This is a genomic window from Herbaspirillum rubrisubalbicans, assembly GCF_003719195.1.
In the GTDB taxonomy this organism is placed as follows: Bacteria; Pseudomonadota; Gammaproteobacteria; order Burkholderiales; family Burkholderiaceae_D; genus Herbaspirillum; species Herbaspirillum rubrisubalbicans.
Map to the genome: position 1 here is coordinate 12,399 of NZ_CP024996.1, position 20,256 is coordinate 32,654.

Annotated in this window: 13 protein-coding genes and 1 other annotated feature; of the genes, 8 read left to right on the plus strand and 5 right to left on the minus strand. The window is 49.6% G+C overall.

Annotated elements, in window-relative coordinates; genetic code table 11:
• Nucleotides 1-56: 56 nt before the first annotated feature.
• Nucleotides 57-1,288, plus strand: a protein-coding gene (locus RC54_RS00050) for an IS3 family transposase (protein WP_373281464.1) whose coding sequence is annotated in 2 segments (ribosomal slippage) — nt 57-339 and nt 339-1,288 — 1,233 coding nt in all. Because the reading frame shifts where the segments join, the coding sequence is not laid out codon by codon here.
• Nucleotides 338-454 (plus strand) — a sequence feature (AL1L pseudoknot). Its footprint overlaps the gene before it by 117 nt.
• Here RC54_RS00050 and RC54_RS00055 read toward each other — a convergent pair.
• Genes RC54_RS00055 through RC54_RS24955 form a run of 3 tightly spaced genes read right to left on the minus strand, consistent with a single transcriptional unit; the run spans nt 1,249 to nt 10,057 of the window.
• Nucleotides 1,249-6,141: a DEAD/DEAH box helicase gene (locus RC54_RS00055; RefSeq protein ID WP_123020396.1), complete on the minus strand. Its 4,893-nt coding sequence runs from the start codon at nt 6,139-6,141 to the stop codon at nt 1,249-1,251. The genes RC54_RS00050 and RC54_RS00055 overlap by 40 nt on opposite strands.
• A 23-nt stretch (nt 6,142-6,164) precedes the next feature.
• On the minus strand, nt 6,165-7,229 hold the full coding sequence (locus RC54_RS24950; RefSeq protein ID WP_164471182.1) for a hypothetical protein: 1,065 nt from the start codon (nt 7,227-7,229) through the stop codon (nt 6,165-6,167).
• A 2-nt stretch (nt 7,230-7,231) separates the two neighbouring features.
• Nucleotides 7,232-10,057, minus strand: coding sequence for a hypothetical protein (locus RC54_RS24955; protein WP_156481312.1), 2,826 nt, complete (start codon nt 10,055-10,057; stop codon nt 7,232-7,234).
• A gap of 294 nt (nt 10,058-10,351) precedes the next feature.
• Between RC54_RS24955 and RC54_RS00065 the strand changes: the two genes are divergently transcribed.
• Together RC54_RS00065 and RC54_RS00070 are read left to right on the plus strand one after the other, a co-directional pair.
• Nucleotides 10,352-11,227: a DUF4747 family protein gene (locus RC54_RS00065; protein ID WP_061789898.1), complete on the plus strand. Its 876-nt coding sequence runs from the start codon at nt 10,352-10,354 to the stop codon at nt 11,225-11,227.
• A complete protein-coding gene (locus RC54_RS00070) occupies nt 11,228-11,800 on the plus strand; it encodes a hypothetical protein (RefSeq protein ID WP_061789897.1) in 573 nt (190 codons plus the stop codon).
• A 163-nt stretch (nt 11,801-11,963) separates the two neighbouring features.
• Here the strand turns inward: RC54_RS00070 and RC54_RS00075 are convergent, their stop codons facing one another.
• On the minus strand, nt 11,964-12,440 hold the full coding sequence (locus tag RC54_RS00075) for a 3'-5' exoribonuclease (protein WP_061789896.1): 477 nt from the start codon (nt 12,438-12,440) through the stop codon (nt 11,964-11,966).
• Between the two features lie 300 nt (nt 12,441-12,740).
• Nucleotides 12,741-13,691 (minus strand): hypothetical protein, encoded by a 951-nt coding sequence (locus RC54_RS00080; protein WP_061789895.1) that lies wholly within the window; start codon nt 13,689-13,691, stop codon nt 12,741-12,743.
• A gap of 180 nt (nt 13,692-13,871) precedes the next feature.
• Here RC54_RS00080 and RC54_RS00085 point away from each other — a divergent pair, with 180 nt between their 5' ends.
• The 5 genes from RC54_RS00085 to RC54_RS00105 all read left to right on the plus strand — a co-directional run bounded on the left by RC54_RS00085 (nt 13,872) and on the right by RC54_RS00105 (nt 20,252).
• Entirely contained in the window at nt 13,872-14,201 is a 330-nt protein-coding gene (locus RC54_RS00085) for a hypothetical protein (RefSeq protein WP_208652666.1), read from the plus strand.
• A gap of 432 nt (nt 14,202-14,633) precedes the next feature.
• Complete coding sequence (locus RC54_RS00090) at nt 14,634-15,404, plus strand: hypothetical protein (protein ID WP_061789894.1); 771 nt, start codon at nt 14,634-14,636, stop codon at nt 15,402-15,404.
• Nucleotides 15,401-17,431 carry a transposase gene (locus RC54_RS00095; protein ID WP_061789893.1) on the plus strand — a complete coding sequence of 677 codons (2,031 nt, stop codon included), beginning with the start codon at nt 15,401-15,403 and terminating at the stop codon, nt 17,429-17,431. The genes RC54_RS00090 and RC54_RS00095 overlap by 4 nt, the downstream gene beginning before the upstream one ends.
• Nucleotides 17,428-18,414 carry a TniB family NTP-binding protein gene (locus RC54_RS00100; RefSeq protein WP_244216420.1) on the plus strand — a complete coding sequence of 329 codons (987 nt, stop codon included), beginning with the start codon at nt 17,428-17,430 and terminating at the stop codon, nt 18,412-18,414. Before RC54_RS00095 ends, RC54_RS00100 begins: the two co-directional genes overlap by 4 nt.
• Complete coding sequence (locus RC54_RS00105; RefSeq protein WP_061789892.1) at nt 18,411-20,252, plus strand: TniQ family protein; 1,842 nt, start codon at nt 18,411-18,413, stop codon at nt 20,250-20,252. The genes RC54_RS00100 and RC54_RS00105 overlap by 4 nt, the downstream gene beginning before the upstream one ends.
• The last annotated feature ends 4 nt before the right edge of the window (nt 20,253-20,256 follow it).

The window sequence follows — 20,256 nt, forward strand, 5'->3', positions numbered from 1 at the left end:
ACAGGTTGAACCGCCCCGGATTTTGAGGAGGCTCTAACTCTTGAGAGAATAGAGCCATGAACAAGAAATCAAGCAAGTTTTCCCCTGAGGTACGAGAGCGTGCGGTGCGCTTGGTGCGTGAGCAGCGGGATGAGCATTCCTCCACGTGGTCTGCGGTCCAATCGATTGCGCCGATGATCGGCTGTACGCCTCAGACGCTGCTGGACTGGGTCAAACGCGCCGAGGTCGATAGCGGCGAGCGGGATGGCGTCAGCACGGCCGAGCGTGAGCGTATCAAGGCACTGGAGCGCGAGGTCAAGGAATTGCGCCGTGCTAACGAGATTCTCAAGACCGCGAGCGCTTTTTTCGCGCAGGCGGAGCTCGACCGCAAACTGAAGTCGTAAATACCTATATCGATCGCTATCGGGATATCCACGGGGTCGAGCCGATCTGCAAGGTATTGCAGGTTGCCCCGTCAGCATATCGGCGTTATGCAGCGAGGCAGCGCAATCCTCAATTGTGCTGTGCTCGTAGCAAGCGTGATGCGGTACTGCGAGTTGAAATCAGCCGGGTGTGGCACGCCAACATGCGTGTGTACGGTGCTGACAAGGTGTGGCGACAGCTGAATCGCGAGGGCGTATCTATCGCACGTTGTACGGTAGAGCGGTTGATGCGAAAGCAAGGGCTTCAGGGAGCCCGGCGTGGTAAGCAACTTCGCACCACGCGTTCTGATCCCAAGGCAGCCTGCCCGTTGGACCGGGTCAATCGTCAGTTCAAGGCTGATCGTCCCAACCAGCTTTGGGTGTCCGACTTTACCTACGTATCGACCTGGCAAGGCTGGCTGTATGTGGCCTTCGTCATCGACGTGTTTGCCCGTCGCATCGTTGGCTGGCGTGTCAGCAACAGTATGACGACGGACTTCGTGCTAGATGCGCTGGAGCAGGCGCTCTATGCTCGCCAGCCCGAAGGCAACGGCGGCTTGATCCATCATTCCGACAGGGGATCGCAATACGTCGGGATTCGCTACAGTGAACGCCTGGCCGAGGCGGGCATTGCGCCATCGGTCGGAAGCCGTGGCGACAGTTACGATAACGCCTTGGCCGAAACCATCAATGGCCTGTACAAAGCTGAATTAATTCATCGCCGTGCCCCTTGGAAAACCAGGGAATCCGTCGAACTGGCCACGCTCGAATGGGTGGCTTGGTTCAACCATCATCGACTGCTGGAATCCATCGGCTATATCCCTCCGGCAGAAGCTGAGGCAAACTACTACAGCCGGTTCGCCAGCAATACTGCAGTGTCGGCATAACTTAAACCAAATAGCCTCCGCGAAAGTCGGGGCGGTTCAGGTTCTTGTACTCGTATCGAGTACAACGCTATGTCTGTCAGAAAGTCTGTCCCCAGAACTATATTTGGCGTAGAGAATACGCTGCAGGTCTGATTATCGTCCTTATACGGCTTGTCATGAGCCTTTCCAAGGGTTTTGTGATGAGCTGTCTCTGCCTCAATGCGGCCACACCCAACACAATAACGATATCCCTCTTTTTGTGGACCGGAATTTGATACTAGTAATGATGCTTGGGTTGAAAACACAGCTAACCGCGAATTTATGTCCGTCCACATATCTCTAGCCGGACTTGGCATAGTTAGCTGCGCTCTTGTCGCATAACTTGTTTCAGGAATTTCATCCGGCGACGTGACCTCTTGTTCTGTAACTGGATGCGCGAACCCTGGAGGTCTAATCCAGTGCCGCAGAGGACCAACAGAATTGCTGGACCCGCATGCATCACAGTCCATATGAGATCCGATGGCGAGGCCTGAGCCTATTGGCGCGAGCTGTGAGTATCCACACGTCTTGCAGTCGAGATAAATCTTCTTTGCTGCCCAAGCATCTTTAAGACTTCTTCTCGCAGGCGAAAACAGCGCGCCGGACGTGTAGCACTTGCCAGATATCCACACCTGCTTTCCAGGGGAGTACTGGCTTAATGCCACCGGCAGACTTTGGCTTGGTGCAAATTTTGGGACAGTTTTATATGCACTAGATTTTTCAGCATCAAAGACGTAAAACGTTGCTACATCGGTAGGGAACGCATAGCGTGGGAGTACCGCCTTGTAAAGAAGCCAGTCAAGTAATTTACTTTTATCTTGTATCTCGATTGGCTTCTCTTCACCCACCTCTGGTGGCGACTCTGAAACTGACGGTTCATGCTCTTCGTTTGCGGATTCTCGCTTCCTTTTGACCGCAGGAGGCGGCTCGTATTGATCTATAGCCTGCTTTATCGCAGAAACACTATCGCTCAGAAATTTGGATAGCAGGTCCTGACGATCGCTATCACTAAGTTGATCAGATAACCATTTGGAAATCCTATTTCTTAGAGAATCTTCTTCCAACGTCAACCAACGCTCAAAATCTTGAATATTAAGTAAACCATTGTTCTGAAACTCGGAAACTGTACCTAGAACGGAAAATAAATCAGCATTGGTCTGATCCGTAATGGTGACTCTTGCTTGTAGGTAGTTTTGCAATAAGAAAGCTTGGATGTGACGTTGAGCTATTTCCTTTTTATGGAGGCTTAACTTTGGATCTACGATTTTCCCCGAAATCATCTTCTGAGGATTCTGAAAATAATATTCATCGTGCGTGTCGGAACCTCCAAAACCGACGACCGTTGCAATAGACGTGCCCCGGCGGCCAGCACGCCCAGCACGCTGTTGATAATTCGCTCGCGCAGGGGGCATGTTTCGAAGTGCGACGCCTGACAATTGACCAATATCAATTCCTACCTCCATTGTGGTGGTACTAGATAAAACATCAATTGCAGAAAACGGCATTTTTCCGGGCTCGGGAGGAAGTTCTACGTCTTGGAACAGTAATTCGTTCTGCTCAGCCTTGGAGAAAACATCTTGAATTTGGGGAGAATTTAGTTGGGCCGTATGCTCAGCAGCGATAAGGGAAAACGGCGCACTGGCAAGGCTAAGCGCGTAGTTGCGGTAAAACCCTTTCCGAGCAATAAAGACATTGTCATTTTGTGGGTCGAGATGAACAGCAGTTTTTCGCTTACATTCAAGGCAGATATTAGAAATCGGTCGATGAACGGCTTTGCACAGCTCGCATCGAATCCAACTTCCTTCAAAATCTAAGGTAAGTTCGCTGCCTTTGAGTCGATATTTCTTTAATGCTCTTTCTTCAGCGAAAAGCTTTAATAAAACCGGCAACCATTGTTTCTCAAAAACCTTTCGTTGAGCCAGGTCGGAGAGAATTACTGCCATCACTTTCTTAAATTGACCCTTATTACTCTGGACCTTGCGTGCACCAACGTCTCCTTCGTACCAGTGCTCAGGCGTAGCCACTCGTAGGAAGAAACCAGACGTATGCCAACAGCGAAGCCAGGCACGTACTAGAGCAATCTTTTCATCGTTGGATTCCGCTGCACCAGGAATCGAGGGCAGAGAATATATTGGCTGTCGCTTATCCTTCTTCTCAACGATAGAGCCGAGAGCAAGAGCCTCAAGTCCACGTGCACGATCCCTCATTGAAATATATATATCGGCATATAGAGCCTCTGGAGGACGATGTGTGCGCAGGTCAGTAACTAACAATCGCAGCCTATCGGGATTCTCCAAAATGCGTTCCTTCTTGACCAGCATACGAACTTGCTCAAATTCGAATGACTCATTGGTCTTAGTCTCCGGCCGCAATCGGATGTCAGACTCAGCTGCCGCAAGCATGACCGCCGCATACAAATCGTCGAGCCGCGACTCGAAGATCCCGTCCTCCAATGATAGTATTGTCTTGAAGCCTGACACTATTAACGCGCGTAATGTGTCGCGTGACGCGAACATCTGTAAATTCGGTGCCAGTCGCGCCGCTACCTGCCGGGAGTCGGAAAAGGCAAGAACTTTTCGACCTCTTAGCGGAGCAAATGAAGTCGCCGGGTTCGGACCTGGCGGTTGGATACTAAGCTGCTTACTCACTAATACTTGGAAGGGCTGATCGCCTTTTGTCTCATGATCTTGTACGGGACTTCGGCCGAGATAACCCGCCTTTAAGCAAATACCGCATGGAAGAAAAATTCCAGACTCCATATCCTTCGACGCGATGTCACTGTCGTCATTAATTTCTGGATCAATTTGAGGTGGAACGTGTCTAGCACCTCTGAGAAAAACTTGGCGAGTACGAGGACCGCGAATTCCGAATTGCCCAGTTACCACATCAAACTCTCGAATCTCAGCATCTGAATCCTTCGGAGGAGACTCAAGCAATATGTCTATCGGGTGGAGCGGCTTAACCTCACCTTCGTTTGTTGTGAGTCTTGCGCCGGGTAGTGGCCAAACATGCCTGGGGTTAATAACATCTTCCACGTAACCACGAGCATAGGCAGTCCCACAATGCCGGCAGGTAAAAAGCTCAAGCACACGAGAACCACATCCGCATTCTTCAACTGGCTGGCTATATAACTTTCCAGCAATCTTGTTAGGGCTGTCCTGTGGTGAATGAGAGCATTCAGGATCCATACAAATCCAAAGACCTCTCAGGCCTCGATGAAAACTATGAACTCGGCAAGAGAACAAATTGGTGCCGTCCACAGATGGACGTGCTGCACTTGCCAAAGAGGCCAAGTTAGAAGCGGCTCTACCGGCCAGCAAGTCATCTACTGATGGAAAAACCATTCGGCCGATTTCTTCTATCGGCTGTGCTTTCCCCATTGTTGCATTAACAAGGCTCAAGAAAGGTGGGTAGTCTTTTAATGCCTGATAGAGGGCCTCTTCGATGACAGTATTGGCTTCAATACCGCGGTAAAGAAGGAGCTCAGCGACTGCATTGCGTCGGACTTGAATATCTTCGTCATAGAACTCCTCTAGACTAATTTCTGCGAGTATTTCAGCGTCTCTTTGAGAGCCGATTGCCGCATCTGGATGCTTTGCTAAGGTGCCACGAATAGGTTGCGCAAAGGAGCTTTGCTGAGTTCCCGTTAACTGTGAAGAAAAAATAATGGCGCTGTCCGGATTATCGAAGCTTGCGGTTGCGCAGATGACTTGTAATCTTTCCGAAGTTATTCCTAGACGATCACTTAGTCGACGTAAAAGATATCCGACCTCGGCACCAGCGGCACCTCGATAAAGGTGTGCTTCATCTAGGACTACGAGGAATTTCTCGTCAGGGCATGCGGCTAACCATGCTTTCGTTTTATCAAAAATTGATCTCTCAATGGGGCGCATCATCATGTACTCAAGCATTGAGTAATTGGTCACCATGAGATCTGGAACATGCTGCTGGACTTCGTGTCTAGTCAGCAGCTCAGCATCTTCTGGCATTGCAACCGCCCTTTTATAAAGACCGGTTTTGCGATCTAACCATTCAGTTTTGTCTGCACCGTACCAAGTCTCGATATCTTTCTTCGCCGGCCACTTACCTCGCTCTCGAAGCTGGTTAATGAGCCTCTTGGAGAAACGGCCATCGTCGGAGTCTTCTTTTGCTGTTTTAAGCTGCTGGACATAAAAGTCTCGAAATGGCTTGAGTTGAGTACTATCTTTTTGAGCGCTGCGGACTCCAGCATAAGGGGTCCGACTGGTGTAGCGAGCAAATCGTGGAATGCGCCCAGACCAGGTAGAGAACAGTTGCTGAAGATGTGGATTCCCAAAAAAGCTTCTTAGACGACCCAGCTGATCGTTGACCAGTGCATTCATCGGATAAAGAATTAATGCCCGCATTCCGGTCAAATTTCGGAAATCGTCTGGTGAACTTTTCGCTTCTACCGCTAACTTTGCTAGTAATGGAAGTAAGAAGGACTCTGTTTTTCCTGACCCAGTCCCAGTCATGATTACGATGTTCCTGCCTTTGACAACGACCTCGTCGACAGCATCTGCTTGATGCTCGTAAGGCGGATCGTAGACAACTTTCTTGCCATCTATTGGCTCAGACAGTTTTTCAAATAGCTGGAGCGCCGAAGAGGGTAGGCCTTCAATGTCCCGAAAATTGCGGCCAGTTAAATACTTCGGAGTTGATTCAATAAACGGCTTTTGATGAAGAACTCCAGGTTTATTGAGAATGCTGTTGCGCTGGGAGATTAAAACTGGATCGCTAATGTGATAAGTCGCCTCAACATATTGAACTAAGGATTTATGCAATTCGGAGACTGCTTCATGAATGGTCTTAGTCATTTGCTTTTCCCTATAGCTAATTCTTAAAGTTCTTGAAACCAAAGCTTCTCAGTAATAATCCTTTTCTCACTTTCCCATTCTGCTAGCGAGAAGGTACGTGAAAAGTTAGACCGATTTGAGTATTGTTCGATAGCGCGAAAACGGCGGGAGGCCCACAAAGGTAGTGGAAAAGAAAAAGATACATGCACGGCCTGAGTTGTTGTCTCTATTCGGAATCGTGCCGGCCTACCATTTACGTAGTCCAGCGCAAGCTGCAACGTCCAAGCAGCATCGCAGGCCCGTTCACAATTATTTTTTAGTGGAAGATCGACGAATTTGACTACGCTTCCATTGATCATTTGAAAAAAACACCAATGCTCATTACCAAAAGATGCTGGCCTCCTGCCGACAAAAAAGCCGGTCTCTATTGTGGGTGCCACTAGTCGACTTTTATAACTTTGATCAAAACTGACAAACGGACTAATGATTTTTACGCCATAGGTTGCTTCGGAAGATGTGGACGTATTAAGTCGCTTCTGCGCTTGTTGTATAACCTGTTCGGCATTGAGCACCGTCGAAGGCGAGTGCCAATGACTTGATGAAATACTTCGTAGCCCAATCGATGAGAGAATATCTTGGTTATCGCTATCGGGATTTGCGAGGTACCGATAGGGGCCGTTGTAGATCAGAGAAGACGCGATACTCGCCGGAAGGACGTGGGTATCGCACGTTGTTGCTCCCACGATGTATATTCGGCCACTTTCTCGTATGGTGTAAGCTAGTGGCGACAAGAATACCCATTCAGCGGCATAGTCCTCGTCGTCTCCGCCAGCTTTGGTCAGTTCAACCAAATCTCCCGCCTCAAATAGGCCTTCTACGGCATCTTCGATCTCTGCATAGATATCCGAGCTGTTCCCACCAAGGTGCTCCAGTAATTGCTTACTAATTTTGATTAAATTCCTTCTTGGCAAAGGACACTGTGAGGCGCAAACCTTTCGGACGAAATTGCAGTACCACGTATGACTTCGCTCTTCCGCCGAATCACAGGCAACGCCTATTTGCGAAGAGACCAGAAGGTTGGCTTGGTAAGTACCTAATATGGAAATCATTTCTAGAGCACCTTTGGTGTTTTCTCCGCGAATTTCAGGTTTAGGAGTCGAGCTGCTCTAATCGCTACTTGCAATGATCTTGCTTCCTCGATCTCATTCGCAGAGATTGGCAAAAACAAGGTGTCAAACCAGCCAATTCTCCAGATCACATCGAGTAGACGTCTGTCACAAGGATGCTGCTCATAGCGGTATAATTTTGCCGATAATTGCTCCTTCAAATCGTCCGGCCGTGTCTCTTCCTCGATTGATATTTTCCCTACCGCAATTCCAAAATTCGGAGGGAAGGAGACCAGGGACTCCATTTCCTCCCACTGGCCCGGAGTGACTTCTCCTTCGGAAATTTTGTTTTCGGCGGTCATCCATTTCCGGCCGCAAAGCCGCATTAGGACGGTCTGATAGAGATTTTTTACTAGTCCAGATTGCCAGTGCTTTGCGAGGTAGGTAAGTGGCCTAGCTTTGTTCCATAGGATAGCTCTGTCCAGAATTGCGGCAAGGTCATTTGAAAATTTATCGGTTTGCTCAAACCGAGGAGGTTGTAGTTCTGTGAGTGATCTGACGTCCTGAGGAGCAAACACAACATCGTCGGAAAACTCACCTTGCGTCGCTCTGTAAAGACCTGCATGTGCCGGTATAGTTAGGCCTTGTTGGCCTGCCGAATTCTTCAGCTCTGTCTCAGAAAACGGGGCACTGAATGCTGAAAATGCCACCGCCGGCTCTTCTGCTCCGACATATTCAATCAGTTTTAGATACGGGTTTCCGTTACGCTGTGTCAATACCCAACGCAAAGAAGAGAATGCTTTGTCTAGAGTGATTCTAAAGCTCCCCATCGCATCCGATGACACCTCCATGAAGCCGGAATGGCACTCATAGAATTTCGGATTGGAAAGTGCCTTCTGAATAAATTGTCTGTATACGTTCTTCCAAGACTCATTTGAAATAGGCAAATTCTGTTCACAAATATGTAATCGAAGTAAGGGGATAGACTCCTTTCCTTCGAGCACTATAGATACGCGAACAGAGAGATTTTGTGGTCCTCGAACTTCTAAGCGAACATCCCCGGCAAGAAAATCTTCTAAAGACGGGGCCTGCGGCACTGCTTTTACAAATAGGGCTTGGCTATTGTTTGTGCTAGCTAGCCAAGTGGGAGGGGGTTGAATGGTAATGACAATGTTTTGTTTTGTCTGAAGTGTTCCTAGCTCATGCGCCCGACTGCCATCAGATTTATACGTGTTTACCCAAAGATTGTGTGAGCCAATAGAAAGATCTGAAAGCTGGATAAGAAGCGCATCACTCGAGGTAACTGCTTGATCTAGAGGTGGACCATCGTCTAATTGCAGACGATACATGTCGAATTCGTGATCGCGGCTAATGGCCAACAGAGGTGGAGCTGATGAAAGCCACGTTCCCCCAAAATCTTCCGTCCATTCCAGAGGTGCTATGCCAATAGGGGCAATACTCAGTTGATTCACACACGTCAACCCGTAAGAAGAGAGCCGCATCTGTAAATTACTGGGTATAACACTAGGAATCTGAATCTTCCATACAAGAATTCCAGTGCAATTCGTAGAGCAGAGATCCCCAATTTCGCTGAGATCCTCGGTTTCGTCAGATACAAGTAAATAGTCTGTTTCTGCTCTTACCTGCGGCTTGAATAAAAGCCGGGCATTGCCGTCACTCTGTATTTTTAGAACAAAGATCCTCTGGAACGGAAAATGTAATTTCCAATCAGTTTCACGTCTTATCGGTGGAGAACTTTCAAACGACAAAATTGGCTTTTCGCTGTCTGGCCAGCTGTTCAACAATAATCGCCTGCCGCCTCTTAATAGCCAAGCATTTGGCAGCATTCCATTCCCAACGGAGGGAACCTTGAATCTTGATTGCTGGAGAAAGGTCGAGCAGTCCTCATCTAGTGACGCGATCCGTTCAAAAGAAGGAATAGTGATTTCGAACTGCCACGAATCCTTTCCTATTTTTTGAGCTTCAATACTGACTGGGTTCAGGAGTTCAACGTGTTTAGGCGTACTGCCTTCCGGCCTGCTAAGGGGGATGAGAGACGAGGTGTCCGCTTTCGCCCTGGAAATGATGCCCCTTGCCTTGACTAAAGATTTTCGAGCGCGCCAAGTTCTTTGCGCTTGTTCGAGCCACTCCTGCGCATCTCTCATACTTGCCAAGTCCGACGCAATTCGCTTCAGAGCCGAAGACTCAATCTCTGCTGCAGCCTCTTCTGGTGTCCCTAGTAGAGAGACGACAATTCTTCCGAGCATTGCTTCTTGCTCCAGGAATATGCGGAGTCGTTGTGAACAATGACGAATTGAACGTGACAGCGCGCGGCCAATTTCCTCAAAGGGGTGATCGGATACCCCCTGAAGTACATACTGGGCTTGATATAGAGCCTTTGCCAATTGGCGCTGCAAATCTATTGGCAAAATTGCATGGGTGATTGGCCAAGAAATGATTGAAAAATGAGTAGACCATCGGCCAACAGGCATCATTCCGTGGTAGTCACGAGCAAATCTCTGAAACCAATCTCTGATAATTTGGCGGTCGGCCCCTCGCCAGCCAGGCGTTAGGCGCTCAAAGTTGTCCCAAAACTGGATTCCGTCGAAGGTATATCCGTTTTCGGCTGCATATACGACCCATAAAAGCCAAAGGTCCTGCCTCAATCCATCTTTTCTCAAGCTTTCCTGAACGGCATTTTTTAGATTTGCCCTCGCGGCCGCATCTAAGCCATGCTCTATTGCAAACAGCGGGCTACCAGGCCGTAGCCGCATAAGCGAATCGAAATGCGTTTTTAATTGCTGTTGTAGAGCCGATGCATCGTCGAGCATGTGAATTTTTTATCAGACATATATTTTTATATCGGCGTCCTGTTACCCCAAACGCTGTATTTCCCCTGTGAGCATGTGGCGATACTTTTTTCCAAAAAGAAAGCTCTCATGCCGTTAACTAAAAATTACCATAATTTGAGCTTGCCGACACCGATTTGATAAGATAGCAAATCTGTTTCTAGCAGTTGCGCCATTTTTTCCAGACATTTTCTAGCGAAGGAATGCGAATACGCAGCCGATACATTGTAAGTTGCTGATCTTTTACATAAAGCCGAACAAACAAGGATCTCTCGCATGTCACGTCACCGCTCTCTGAGTATCTCCCGCATCAATATCGTCACTCATCCGCACGCGCCGGCCGCCTACCTGAGGCTGATGCAGAGAGCATTTCACAGCGGGAAGAGCGTTGCAATAAGGGGGACGGAACACTTAATGATTGGAGAGATGTGGTATCTCGATGGAGCGAAGCCCCAAGCCGGAGTTCGAGGACAACTTTATCGATTTACGCATATCGATAGAAAAGCACCATGGTTTAACGTCGAGAAGAACGATGTCGCGTCTGATGATGAGTTGGCTCAGATCAACATTCCCGAGAATCTTCGTCCTAATTGCGAGATGTTTGACTTTGTGTTTTACCCAAAGGGACACGCGTTCTATTTGGAGAGCAAAAACGGAAGTCGATCGTTAAGTCCTGGTTTGGCTGCCAAGCTTCTTAAGGTCCTATTTACCGATGCGAGTATCGTTAGCGAATTTGGAGAGGTCGAAGTGAATGTATTCTCCGATAAAGAACAATTGAATAAGATTCTAAAAATCCCCCAGCTGCGTCGTTTGGTCATTGAGGTCACCCGCCCCAACGCAGACGAACTGGGCAAAGCACAGGAAAAAGTGTTTAGAAGGCTTCAGAATCTCAATGCGCGCAAAATGAAAGTTGAGGTGCTTGCGGAATCTAAAGAATCGATAGTTGTAGACGAGGACTTGCAGCTCGTAGCTAAAGTCGCTGCTGCAGGTAACGGTAAGGTAATTGGAAAAGGGTATAGCCGGGACGGCCAGCAGATAGAAGAGTCAACCGTCGACAAGCCCTGGACTGAGGCCATTCGATATGATCCTAATTTGCAAACCTCCGCAGAGGCTTTAGTTACAGCCACCGCACATCTTCCTGGACACGATTAAATGGATGACACGAGCGAACAGGACGAACACAACTTAAAGGCTGTGTTATCCACATACTGGCACGCATACGGAGGATGGCGCGCCATCATATTTTCGCCATTTTTTTGGATTTCGATAATTCTCGCCATCATATCAACCCATTTTTGGCTAACGCAGCCTTGGTGGGACCAAGTTCTTTCGGTGATGCCGAATGTCCTGGGTTTCACATTGGGAGGCTTTGCAATTTTCTTGGGATTCGGTGACGAAAAATTTCGAGAGTTAATCAGTGGGCAAGATGAAGGAGACAATAGTGCATCTGCCTATATGGAAGTCAGCGCAACCTTTCTGCATTTTGTGTTGATTCAGCTATTCGCATTGCTAGCAGCAATCATCGCCAAAGCAGTAAGCTTCGATACCCCAGATTGCCTCAAGAGCATATTGGGGATGCTCACATGGCTGCGCGCTCCTGCTGATTTTCTAGGGTATTGGTTGTTCTTATATGGGCTGTGCATTATTGCTGCTTCCGCCTTAGCTATATTTAGGGTTTCATTCTGGTATGACGTGTTTCAAACGCATAATAGAAAACAAAAATAATAGGTACAGATAGCATCACTTATATCCTATATAGATTTTCCTTCGAAGGTTTTGAATTAAGGAAAACGCATAGTCTTCCGGCCTGTCCAAATGCTATAAATCTGAAAAATTTGGAATGGTTCCTGTTTCGTGGCGGCGCAACATTCGTGGCATGTGGTGCTCATCATGACGATATCAACGGTCGTTCACGGTAGGCATATCGGTTTGCCCGCGCGTCATATAAAGCGTGATGCTCTGGAAGCTTGTTCTTTTTGTGAAATTCGTATCGCAACAGCTCGTTGATGTTACGGTTGATCATGCAGGGCCTACACCATGCCGGGACTTGGCCGCTGAGCGCATCCGAAAATAAATCCCAGTCAGTTTGATAATCAAAACAGATATCAACATCTTCATCATCGGGTCGGACGGTCTCCAACCACTGCCTTAATTTCATACTTAGGTCATTTGCTGGGCAGAAGGCATTGGGGACGCGACCTAGTAAGGGGATTACGGTTTCAACTACGAAGTCGCTGCAGCTGTTCAAAGGATATGGCACTTCCGCGTAAAATTCTTCGCCGGACCTAGCCACCATGCCAATGCTGATCAGACGAGGACCAACAAAGTTGGTGAACTCGGTATCGATAAATACTTTTAGGCTCATGGGGGCGTTAGATAGGATCGCGTGGTAGCTATTTTGAACGCGAATGTATCGCTACGCTAGGGCCTTTCACACTTAATCTGCGAGATGCACCTTCTGGGGGCAACCCTCCGGGAGGCCGCCAAGCGTCGCCTGTCGTTGTTGCAGCTCCTTGCCTAGGTAGCAGTCAACGCTTGGCGACCTTTCGCACTCGTAGATTAAGTGTGAACAGACCCCAGCATGAGTCTAGATGGAAGTATTGCCGCTGCATCGAGAGAACTCACTTGTTTTGAATTCTCTCGCTCTAGGAGATGAATGTCGCTGCTATATCCCTGTTGGAAAACCTTGCTTACGCTTGCCGGCTAACATCTCGCTCACCGACTGCCTCTGGATGTAGACATCCCGTTCAAAAGTATCGAGGTCTTTCTTCTTAGGAGGGCCAACCTCAAGATCTGGCCCAATCAATGGATTAATTGCGAGCGCTATCGCGAAGCCACGTCCACCGCGAAGTATCTTGCACATTATCCGAACTTTTTCAGGAGACGGTCTCAAGTATGCCGCGGCATCAGTTGAATCGTCAGCGACCCGATGCAAAAAATCAGTCCATAGCGAAAACGAATAATCATTCAAATAAAATCGCCGACCGTTCCATCGAACATTATCGAAGACTCGCTCAACGTACACATTAAATAAGTCATTTCCAATTCTTCGGCATTCAAAGTGACGTCCGAGCATAAGGAGTACACGAAGAGTACTGCGCGCAAATTCTGATGCCAAGTCGAAGTTGCGTCGTTCCAAATTCATGAATAACAGTATCGTCAAGCATGCAAGCGCATCCATGCTGGCTCTATGCTCAATTTTCTCCAGCAGTCGCGGCCAGCCATGATCGCGAATTCTGGTCCCGCCATCGAATACTAGTATTTGTAATTCTGGTTCTATTTGCCGTAACCACCTTTGCGCATTTACTGACCTTTGCGTGCTCTCGCGCAAAATCTCCCACAACACATGGTTTAACTCCTCACTGGACCCAGGCACCGACAACTCCACTCGCGTTACGAGTGCCGGCTTCGGTGTGTGGTCCCCCTTCTTATAGGTTACCCAGGTGGACCGATTAAATAGGATCCCGTCTTTATTCCTTCCGAAACCGTCCGGGACGAACAGTCGCTCAAGCGCATAGGCACTAGTTAGGCCGGTCGCTTGGCGAACACCTTCGTACCAATAAATCCGCCTTATCCTCTCAACAGGGTCGGCTTTGGACGCAGAATTTTTGGTCATGCTGACTTTTGTGACGGATTACTAAAGGTCGCGTTCATTGTGCAAAACTTAATATTTTCAAAGAGTTAGATTCATAAGTTATCAAAAAATAGAGTGACATACTACCCTCGGCGTCTATCTAGGCCTTCACCAGCGGAGTTGCTAGTATTTGATGTGACTAATCGTGACAGAGCGAATGACATGAATCCAACGCATATCAATGAGCCGCTGGCGGTCCTTTTGGATAGAGAATTAACAAGTCGGTACGGCCCCATTGTGTCAAACGACAACCTACGGCTGGTGCTTGGATACTCGTCGATGGAGGCCTTTCGTCAGGCTGTATCACGCAAGACAATTCCTATCCCAGTTTTCGAGATCGAAAATAGGCGTGGCAAGTTTGCACTTGTTAAGGATGTTGCCGTATGGCTTGCGGCGCAACGGGAGCGCGCCTTCAGCGACGATATAGCAATCATGACCGCTGCAGAGACGCCAGAGGCAGGTTCCACAATTACATCTGGAGGCGACCGATGACATAACCCAATTCGATCGCGAGCAAAATTGGGGTGCTAGAACGGCCAAAGCCCAAGAGTTGGAGCTCTTGGGCCTTGTATTTACTGCTTGGATATTGACTGATCCGGCGCAAAGTATGGTCCTTCCCTAATCCACTGTCAACGCCTTGAACCCCTAATGGGCCGGTTCAAGTGGGTTCGTACGTCCCCCTAGTTTTTCATTTCCGCGCTGGCCACCGTTAACTCGGGCGCTTGGCGCGATACGCCTATGCTGCCCTGATGAGTCAGGGTAACACGCGAGTGGAATCTATCTGACAGGAGGTCACATGACGAGGTGCAAATTCATCCATCGGCGGGTGCCTAGCAGTAAATGGCAAAGTGCAAGCCTGTCATTGAGTAATGCTATTGCGGCAAAAGTTATAGTGAAGCAAGCGAGCGCTACCTGGAGACAGGTATGAAAAGCTCACCATCCTATGGCACCCGGAGTCGTCGAAATGCGGCGAATGCCGGAGTCCGGTTCACCGCTCGGACATACGGTAAAGCTCGCATCGGCACCTATGCAGAAAAAGCCGATGGCCACATTACCGTCGAATCCGACGCAGAACGACTGGTTGCACACATACTCAGCATCGACCCGCGTGTGCGCTCATTTAAGCAACAACCGTTCACCGTTGACCTGGTCAGCGAACGGCTGCTGTTCACGCGCGAAGAAGTATCTGAGGCACGTAGAATGCGTGGATGCCGCACCGGAGAGATGGAGTACACACCAGATTTTTCTGTGGTTCAGACCGATGGTCTGCTTTGTGCGTACGAAGTCAAAATTCAGGGCTACGAGGGCGACGACCAGTACTGGATGAAACTCGAGCGTGCTCGGAAAATCATGGAGGCTTACTGCTATCCGCTATCTATGGTGATCGTACCTGCGGACGAACGGCATCCAGTCATCGTCAACGCTCAACTGCTAAAACCAGCGTTAGCGCGTGCCCATACATATCTGACGCCGGACATCATCGAGCGAGTCGAGCGCTATTGCGAATCCGGTCCGGTGCTGCAGCACGCACTGTGCACCAGCCTCCAGATTCCGACGGCGCTGATCCCACCTCTGCTGATTACCGGGGTGCTGCAGGCAGACTTGGCACGCTACCATATTTTTGCAGCACTTGAGCTGTCAGCCGGATATGGTGATCTTAGTCACCTTTGCTTGATTGAGGAACTGCGGTCATGATGTCCGACCTGCGCGTTGGTGACAGACTGACGTTGCCTGGCAATCAGAATAGCTACTTGGAGGTACTGGACGCTCGTATCCATGCCGGCGCCATTCATATTTTCGATGCGGATAAACGTGAGGCCCGCTATGTCGACGAATCCGGCATTCGGGACCGAATCGCCACTGGATGCTTAATATTGCGTCGAAAGGGACTACCTCGCGTTGGGATCTCCGCCCAGTACGATAATCCGAAACTTCATGCCCAGATTAGATTGCTTCAGGATGCACTTCGGCGTATCGATGCTATCTGCTCGAAATGGAAACTATCGTTTAATGCAGCGATTTCCCATGCTCGTGAAGCCTACGAGAAAGAAAACGCAGACAAACTAATTTCCTGCAGATTTCCATCCCGTCCGACCCTGTTCCGAGCGCATAAGAACCAACTACTCGGCCTGCCTGTTCTTAAAGGAGAAAAAAATAAGGGCAATCGATCGGCTAGGTACTCGAATGAGCTTATCGAATTTGTCCATGGCGTAATTCAGAATGAGTTTCTTGTCACGGAGTCCAAGTGGACAGTTCTGGATCTGACCAACTACGTCAACCGTGAAGCTCGGCGTCGCGGACTACATGTTGCCCAATGCTCTATAAGCCGCAAATTCATAGCCGCCGCTATAGAAGAGCTGACCGCAGATGCTGAATATGATCGAATGGATCCACTTAACCGGGTCGCCGGCAAGTCTTTCGCTAAAAGGCGCATTCGGGCGGCGTTTCCTTTCGCTCGAATTGAACAGGATGCATTGCATCTACCATTCGTAGTACGCACTCCGCACGGCGTCGCTCGAACAATCTATTTGATATTGGCAATAGATGTCTGCACTGGGTATCCAGTGGGATGGCGTCTTGTGATTGGCTCCCCTCGGGAAATAGATTCGCTGTTATGCATTGAGATGTATCTGACCCCGGCCAAGCCGGCCCGCTTCAAGGAGCTGGGTATCGCACATGCACTGAATATATATGGTACGCCTAGCCAAGTCATTTTTGATAATGGTCCCGAGACCAAGGGCGGCCGAATCGTTCGCTTGGAATTGTTGGAGATAGACGTCAAGCATTGCAAGGCGAAGGAAGCGCAAGGTAAGCCATTCATTGAGCGTCTGAACAGGTCGCTTAAGGACGCGTTACAGCTCCTACCTGGCTGTACACGCTTCGAAGGAAAGGATGGTAGGCGTGATCCGGAGGCCTTAGGTGATGACTTGATGACTATGGACGAGCTTGAGAAATGGATTGTACGATGGCTTTACGAGAGTTGGATCAATTCTCCGCTCGACCGTCTGCGCTGGGATGAACTTCTTGTCGAATCAGTCAAAGGAAAGACGCCGCTTGAGCGCTTGAATTACCTGACGGAAGACAGGGGAGTTCCTATCACCATGCCGCCGTCTCGGCAGCAATGGCTTACAGCGCTCTTCGAGCATAAGAATTGCACGCTGAGTGCCAAGACTGGCATCACGATTGCACACGGGTTTCGTTACAAGGGGGACCCAATTTCATATCTGTTGGCCAAATACGGTGACCGCGCATCGCTCCACGTGGTTTATAACCCCGACGATTTTCGCCAGGTATATGTGTATGAGGACGATGACCTGCCGCTTATCACGCTAACGCACGAACATGTCCGGCCAGAAACACCTGCATGGACGTTTGCAGAAGCTAAGGAACGATTTGATTCGGGCTTGGATGACTGGGATGTTCCAGATGCGAAGGGGAAATTCCAGCGAGAACTTGACGAAGCAGTTACCGGAAATAGAAAAGAACGGAAAGCCAAATCGCGCGGCAAACGTGAAGAAAATAAGGAAACGGTCCGCCGAGCCAAAGAATACTCGGCCATCCAGCGGACGATGGATCGGCCGCTTTCACCGACTGCCCCGTTTGGCCCTTTACCTTCGGCTGAACAATCATTACCCGCTGAAGAAATGCAAGAGCCCGTCTCGTACGACGATGCGCCGCTGATGACCATTGTGAACAGAACGACAGGAGAAAAACTACTGTGACGCCAGCTCAAAAATTGCGTCGGGATATCGAGACTTGTGAGCTTCCTCACCCTATGTTTATGGAGCATTTACGTGTACTTAAACAACGCATCGATGACGCTCTCGTTGATTTCGCTCCAAAAATTATGCGGGTACCTGGGCCTAGTGGGGTGGGTAAATCTTCCCTCATTGCCACACTCGCGCGCGACTATCGTGAAACCCGCATCGACGGTCGCCGCCGCGTGCCCGTATTGGTGGTGGAAGTGCCTCAATCTGCCACAGCCAAATTGCTCCCAAAAAGCGTACTGCGCGCATTGGGAATTGAGGTTTCTGGCCGGATGACAGCCGGAGCGATGTTCGATTTGATGGTGACGCAGCTGCGCCTGGCCGGCACACGAGTAGTGGTGTTTGATGAAATATCGCACCTCGTTGATGAAGGCTCCCGGGTGCCTCCGCGCGCCTCCAGTGACTGGCTTAAGACTCTGACTGACAAACTCAACATGACATTGATTTTGTTTGGAATTCCTAGACTAGAGAGGCTATTTTCTGCCAATGAACAGTTGCGCCGTCGCGCTTGTCCTGCGCGTAGCTTCTTGCCATACGATGCTAGCGACAGCCAGCATATGTCGGCGTACTTTTCATGCGTGGTGAATTATGCGCGCTTGTTTGCTGCGGCTGGCTACCCCATTGACGTACTTCCACGAGTGTTGACGCAGCAAACCTATCTCCTTACCGGTGGCCTGATCGGGGTGCTTGCTGACTTCATGCGTGAATTGGCAAGCTCATTAGCGGCTGACGCACCGCGCGCCATCACATATGCAGACTGTCAAAAAGCAGTTGAGTACGTTAGCCACGCAGGATCACCGCACAAGTTAGCTTTCGAAGATGCGGATAGCGAAGAAGTGGATGTGGCACCGATCATATTGAGGCAGGCTTACGTCCATGTTCTGACCAGTAATACTGCATCGGTGCCGATTCGTAAAAAGACAAGAGAAAAATCATGAGCCTTATCGTCACTTATGCATCTCGAGATGATGAATCTGGAATGGGCTACTATCGCCGGCTTTCAGATGATAATGAGCTGTCCGGCTGGCGTAATCTGGCAGACACAGCCGGCGTCGAGCGTAGTCGTGAGGCATTGCTCACGCGGACGAAGGATGTTGCCCTAAATCTTGGTCTGGAGCCTGACTGGGCAGAATCCGCTAGACAAAAAGAAGAGTGCTGCCGCAATTGGGGCCATCTACACCGTACAAGATATGATGCAGTGTGTCCGGTTTGCTTAGCTGAATCGCCTTACCTTCGACATCAGTGGGAACATACATATGTCACGGCCTGTCCGCAACACCACGTGCAATTGGTCGATCAATGCGACGCCTGTGGACGTTACCTTTCTCCAGAGCGGCTCCACATCGGATTCTGCGCGTGTGGACACGATCTTAAAAATTTACCGCGGTTGCTGGCGACCCAGGCACAACATTGGTTGTCGCTGCTAATCTCGAGTAACGGCCGACAACAGCCGGGCAGTACTAAGCTATTTGTGAACGACCTGGATGTTAATGTTCTGGTGAAGGTGATTCGAACGCTTTGCATACATATAGATCCCAACCGACCCAAATTGCCGCGTCGTGCCTCCTTGCCAAAATCCATCGCCGAAGCGGTCGAATTTCTCGCACCACTTGAAGCGTTATGTGCTGACTGGCCAACGGGTTTTCGGAGGCATGTTGAGCAGCGGATAGTCGCTGGACGGAAGGATGCGCGCACACTGAATACGTTACTAGGAGATTGGTATATCAGCCTACGAAAGTTATGCCAAAGTTCGGCATTCGAACCGCTCTTACAAGTCATCATTGACGTGGCGTCCGAAAAATCCGATTGCCTACTTGGTCTGGACTCCGCCAAGGCCATGGCCAAAGATACGACCGGATACATGCGGGCACCAGATGCAGCAAAGGCCATGGGTATCAGCGTTTCACGTCTCCATGAGTCGATTCAGCTTGGTGAATGCGAGTACCGGACGCGTCGGACAGGTACCCGCGGCCAGGTATGTGAGATTCCATGTGCTGAGGTGGAGCGGATACTTCAGCGACGTGCCGCATGGATTTCCGACAACGCGGCCTGTGAATTGGCTGGTGTTCTGCCCGCGGTGCTTGAGCGAATGAAAGCCGCTGCAGTTATTCGCTCAGACGTTCGTTGGCGCGAAGATCTCATGAAAGCTGGTCCGGTCGAGCGCCAGTCTATAGATGATTTGTTCTTGCGGATAAGCCGGCAAGCTGAGTTTACCAGTATGACCGACGACACTAAGATTGCATGGGCGCAATTCACCTCTCGTCATATGGGTGACAAAAGAGCGATCGAGTCTCTGATGACAGCAATTGCAAATGGTGAGGTGAAAGCCATCGCGCATGCTCATATACTCGGTAATATGGTTTTTAGGCGCACCGACGTGTTGGAATATTTTGGTACGCCATTACTCGAAGCCGGCATGTCTATCCAGCAGCTTGCAAGGACAACCGGCTGGAAATGGGAGTCTATTGATCACTGGGTGAATGAAGGTCTGCTGGCATCCGAAACTATTGAACGCCGCGGCCAGTCATGCCGAGTTATATTGCCCCATCAGTTGCTAGCGTTTCGCCAGTTGTTTGTGCCATTGGCTGATCTGGCTCATTCTATGGGTACGAAAGCGTCTGCACTCTCGCGCTTGTTGCCCGATATCGAGCTGGTTGGAGCGAAACGGCTTCCTGATGGTGCTATGCGGGGCGGGCTAATTCGACTTGCTGATCTCGGCCGGCTGGCTGTCATCGGCGCTCGGGCGGGGCACGACTTATTTGTGTCCGCGGCGTAACTCT